Here is a 4,657-nt window from a genome sequence, read left to right as displayed (position 1 = left end):
CTAGACAAAATGACACCAAATGAGTTTTACTATGATCAGCTACCCCAACAAAACAAGGTGGCTTAACTAGAGCGGAATATCACTTATAAATACGCTTTTAGTTGTTCAAACAAGTGGGACCACCTCTGTAATACGATGATCTCGAACGTCTTGCAGAACTGCAAGACGTTGAATTTCCTTGTCAGACATAGTGATCAACATCTCTAATTTATATCCAGTCCATGATGGTAAAAACCATCATAAACTAGACATTTTTATTGGTGAGAATATAGACACTTTAAATGGTTTCTAACAAGGTTACTTCACATAAGAAATTTTATGTTAAATGATTGTTAGAAATGCCCCTTGATCGAGGCATTTTCTATAAAGAATACTAAAAACTAATTAAAGCCAACCAAGTTTCAAAACAAGGCAGTTCTCAGCAATCATATTTTTAAATTATATAACTCCCAACTGAGCTTTTGCTCCAACGATAAGGCTTTCATTTTGAGTTTCTAAGGCAAATAAACCATACATCAAAGGAGAGGCCGCTGCTCTTTCTAAAGTCTGTTCATATAGTTTATTCCAAACTTTACCCCCTAGTTTTTCATACTCGATGATTAGAGTTTTGAGGCTTTCTTCTCCAAACAAAGTTACATGCCCAGCAAAATCAATCGCTGGGTCATCTATATGGGCTGTTGACCAATCAATAACGCCTGAAACAGCTCCATCCTTTGAAGCTAGTACATGCCCAGCATATAAATCGCCATGTATAAATTGGGTGAAATCTGCCCATAGAACATCATTATCCAACCATTTTCTGTAGCGGGTTTCCAATTGCTCACTTATACCAATTTCAGATTTTACTAACTGCAAATTGTTTGCTATTTCAGGTCTTAAATCTGAAGGTTTCATAATTTTCAAATCATTTTCCCGAACTTCTTTTTCAGGAATACTATGGATTTCAAATAAGGTTTTTGCCAAAGATGTTATGTATTTCGGGCTATCTTTGTCCATATTCCAAATTATTTCATAGGTTTCAGCATCCAAATTTAAAACAGGATTATCTTTAAGTATGGGATAAGCCACTAATTCTGTAGATGAAATTCTCCAATCAGGAACCTCTACAGAAAGATGTTTTTTTACCAATTCTAAAATGCGTTTTTCTTTCTTGATTTGTTCCCTCATGCCATCACGACGAGGAATACGCAGCAACCATTGTTGCCCCTTTGTATCAAGAGCAAAAACGACCTTAAAATCAATGCCCATTTCATTGAAATTCATTTTGTCCGTAAGCAACAAGCCGTGTGCTTCAGCAAGTGATTGAATATCTTGAATTGTCATTTTTAATTTCCTTTAAAGAGTTCAATAATTAATGTTCGGATTAGATTGGCTATCATTAACAATCTCTCTCAAAAGTCTTGATGATTTTGTGGTCTTTGATCTCGTAGATAATGTCAGCAATATTATCGACCAATTGCTTGTCATGAGATACGAAGATAATAGTTCCTGCATAGGACTTCATCATTGTTTCTAATGCGGCAATACTTTTTAGGTCAAGATAGTTTCCTGGTTCATCCATAAGCAAAATATTATATTTTCCTAAAAGCATTTTGGATAAAAGCAGTTTGATGATTTCACCTCCCGATAAGTCGGATAAGTTTTTTTGAATATCATTCGCTCCGATCCCCATTGAAGCCAATACTGCACGAATTTCCGCAACTGTGTACTCGCACTCTTCCTGCATAAAGGAGAGCACAGATTTATGCGTGTTAAATTTATATCCTGTTTGTGTAAAGTAGCCAATTTCAGCTTTTGGAGATATGGTTAATCCATCAGCACGTTCTGATATCATTTTTAACAAGGACGTTTTCCCTGTTCCATTCGATCCAGTTATAGCGACTTTAGCGCCAAGCGGTATTATAAAGTTAGCGTCATCAAAGATAGTACGGCTACCAAATTTTAAGCTCAGACCATCTGCCGTAATCGGGAACTTATTGTGCAGTTCTAGGGCTGAACTTTGACGAAAACGAATAGAACGCAAATGCTCTGGTGCTTGAATATCTTCTAATGCAGCCAAACGCTTTTCCATACTCTTAGCTGCCTGATACAGTTTTCTTTGCTTGGTGCCAGTCATTTTTGCATGCCCAAGTCGTCCAGCACTTTCGGTAGAGTTTTTGGATTTTTCTCCTTTTTTCTTATTGTCTAATCGATTAGCTTGCTGGCGTTTTTCTTGCACAGCAGATTCTAATCGCTCCCGTTCCTTCATCATCAGCTCATATTCTACGGCTTGGTGTTGTCGCTCTTCTTCTTTTTGACGCAAGTAATCCGAGTAACCACCCCAATATTCCGTAATTTTACCGTCTTTTAACTCCCATATCTTGTCTACAACCATATCAAGAAAATATCGGTCATGACTGATAACAAGTAATGCTCCATCAAATGCTTTAAGTTGACCAATAAGTAGATCTATTCCATTGAGATCAAGGTGGCTGGTTGGTTCATCCGCTAGAATGCCATGTACTTGTTGGGAAAATGCGGCAGCAATTTTTGCACGAGTTTCCTCTCCGCCACTCATTGTGTCGTTTTGTACATTGGAAACACCAAGGCGAGATAACATTGCCCGGTCTTCGACCGTTTCTATTTCGATTCCGCCCAGTTGGCTGATATGTGCAAAATCACCAAAACGCTGTAATGTCGCTTCGGCTAAAACAATTTCGCCATTAAGTACTTTGAGTAAACTACTCTTTCCTGCTCCGTTATCACCCACAAGACCAATACGGTCATAAGAGTGAATTTCCAATTCATCAATATCCAAAACATCACGCCCAGCATAATCCAAGCGTATGTTTCTCGCTTTAATAATTAAACTCATTTTTATTTACTCCTGTTTAGCTCTTGAAATTTTTTATGCAGCAAACAGGATTTAGGTGAAAACAAAAGCTAGCATCACAGTGTCCTCCCAAAAAAAAAGCTATTCATCCACAGGGTGGACAAATAGCTAGTCAATTAAGTTATAACTGGAAACTATGCACTAAAAGCATACTTATAAATTAAGCATACTTTTACTTTATATATCCGCATATATTCTTAAAGACACAACAAAAGCCCACCATTATAAAATAGTGTCACTATGCAAATAGTTGTGTCTTAACGAATGCGGATAGAATGCATAAACTTACCTAAAAAATAAAATTCAGTTTTATGATAACTTTACTGTTAAAAGAAGTCTAGACAACCTTGTTTTATGCTTGGATATAAGGCTTATTTTAAAATAATAGTAGTGAAGATTTTCTAAAATTAACATAATACACCTTATACGAAATAAAAATGGGAGCCTTAAGCTCCCATTTTTTAAGTAATTTTTTCAAATAAGGCTTGGGTGAGCATCTAAAATTCGAATCAATGTAGCTGCTGGTCCAGTTGGATAGCGTCGTCCCTGTTCCCAATTTTGCAGGGTACGGGGGCTAATATGTAGACGTGCAGCAAATTCATTTTGGCTCAAGCCAGTTTTTTCACGTACTTCTTTAATATCAGGCAATTCGAGTTCTGTAACTCGGCTTGCTTTAACTTCTTTACGTTTGATAGCTCCAGCTTCTTTGATTGAAGCAACCAAGTCATCAAATAAGTTGTTATCCATGAAATTGCTCCTTCACGAGTTGGTGCAGAATGGCGGTTTCCTTATCTGTTAAATTATCTTTTACTGATTTTGGATAAGCCACTAAGAAAAAGATCTGATCATCCTCGGTGACCCAATAATAAATCACCCGTATCCCACCACTTTTCCCTTTGTTACCTTGAGCACAACGTACTTTGCGAATACCACCGCCATTCTTGATTAGGTCACCTCTATCAGGCTGTACCAAAAGATCTTGCTGAAGTTGACGATATTCCTCATCAGATACAAGGTCTTTAATTTGCTTGGTAAAGATGCTGGTTTCAATAAATAACATGGACTCTTTATACGTCAATGGCGTATTTGAATTTTAGCAGTTTCCATAACAAAAAACGAGAGCTGGTAGATCTCGTTTCGCATAACAGCCATTATGTTAAATTGTAGTAAGAACTTTAATGCGATAGAGCAGAATGTATATGCAAAATAAGCTTGATAACATTATTCAAGAATTAAAAGAACTATCTGGGAATAGTCGTCTAAACATAGAACTACCTGATGATATTTTCATATCTGCTTATGAACGAAAAATAGGTTTTATTTTTCCAAAAGATTATAAAAAAGTTTTGAAAGAGATTAGCAATATCTTTTATGGAACAATTGAATTAGCGTCTCTTACAGATGAGAAAGAATGCTATCGAGGGCTATCTCAGATATTAAATGATGCTAGGGAGCAAGGTCTGCCAGAAGATTGGCTACCTATTTGTGAAGATAATGGTAGTTATTATTGCCTATCTCCTAATCATAAAATTAGATATTGGACAGCAGATGGATATAGCGATGAGCAGTGGGAAGATTTAGCAGATTGGATCAAGCAAGTTTGGATAGATGGAAATTAAGAATTTCTAAAATTAACATAATACACCTTATACGAAATTAAAATGTAAGCCCAAAGTAGAAATGTCCGGTTTCTCCAAAGTAAAAATGTCCGCTTTTAGAATATGCACTTTTGCAATTTTCTTAGCGGACGGTTTGATATGTTGGTGTCTATGTCGGATAAAGAAC

Annotated in this window: 5 protein-coding genes; 1 reads left to right on the top strand and 4 read right to left on the bottom strand. The window is 36.4% G+C overall.

Annotated features, from left to right (window positions below; all coding sequences use genetic code 11):
* Positions 1–438: 438 nt before the first annotated feature.
* The 4 genes from FTT63_RS14840 to FTT63_RS14825 all read right to left on the bottom strand — a co-directional run bounded on the left by FTT63_RS14840 (position 439) and on the right by FTT63_RS14825 (position 3,932).
* Positions 439–1,323, bottom strand: a complete 885-nt coding sequence (locus tag FTT63_RS14840) for an Mph(E) family macrolide 2'-phosphotransferase (RefSeq protein ID WP_000155092.1) — start codon at positions 1,321–1,323, stop codon at positions 439–441.
* Between the two features lie 55 nt (positions 1,324–1,378).
* Positions 1,379–2,854, bottom strand: coding sequence for an ABC-F type ribosomal protection protein Msr(E) (gene msr(E), locus FTT63_RS14835; RefSeq protein ID WP_000052512.1), 1,476 nt, complete (start codon positions 2,852–2,854; stop codon positions 1,379–1,381).
* A 492-nt stretch (positions 2,855–3,346) separates the two neighbouring features.
* Positions 3,347–3,619 (bottom strand): NadS family protein, encoded by a 273-nt coding sequence (gene nadS, locus FTT63_RS14830; RefSeq protein WP_000369781.1) that lies wholly within the window; start codon positions 3,617–3,619, stop codon positions 3,347–3,349.
* Positions 3,612–3,932, bottom strand: a complete 321-nt coding sequence (locus FTT63_RS14825; RefSeq protein ID WP_000897307.1) for a type II toxin-antitoxin system RelE/ParE family toxin — start codon at positions 3,930–3,932, stop codon at positions 3,612–3,614. Before FTT63_RS14825 ends, nadS begins: the two co-directional genes overlap by 8 nt.
* 139 nt (positions 3,933–4,071) lie before the next feature.
* Between FTT63_RS14825 and FTT63_RS14820 the strand changes: the two genes are divergently transcribed.
* The gene (locus FTT63_RS14820) at positions 4,072–4,491 is read left to right on the top strand and encodes an SMI1/KNR4 family protein (protein ID WP_001180106.1); all 420 of its coding nucleotides are present in this window, start codon (positions 4,072–4,074) and stop codon (positions 4,489–4,491) included.
* Positions 4,492–4,657 lie beyond the last annotated feature (166 nt).

This window comes from Acinetobacter sp. C15, from assembly GCF_013420645.1.
In the GTDB taxonomy this organism is placed as follows: Bacteria; Pseudomonadota; Gammaproteobacteria; order Pseudomonadales; family Moraxellaceae; genus Acinetobacter; species Acinetobacter indicus.
Note: the sequence above shows the minus strand (reverse complement) of the source record. Positions and strands in the feature narration are given on the sequence as shown.

Excerpts from the sequence above, each read along its gene's own strand:
- FTT63_RS14840 (WP_000155092.1), bottom strand. The coding sequence starts at position 1,323 with ATGACAATTCAAGATATTCAATCACTTGCTGAAGCACACGGCTTGTTG.
- nadS (WP_000369781.1), bottom strand. The coding sequence starts at position 3,619 with ATGGATAACAACTTATTTGATGACTTGGTTGCTTCAATCAAAGAAGCT.
- FTT63_RS14825 (WP_000897307.1), bottom strand. The coding sequence starts at position 3,932 with ATGTTATTTATTGAAACCAGCATCTTTACCAAGCAAATTAAAGACCTT.
- FTT63_RS14820 (WP_001180106.1), top strand. The coding sequence starts at position 4,072 with ATGCAAAATAAGCTTGATAACATTATTCAAGAATTAAAAGAACTATCT.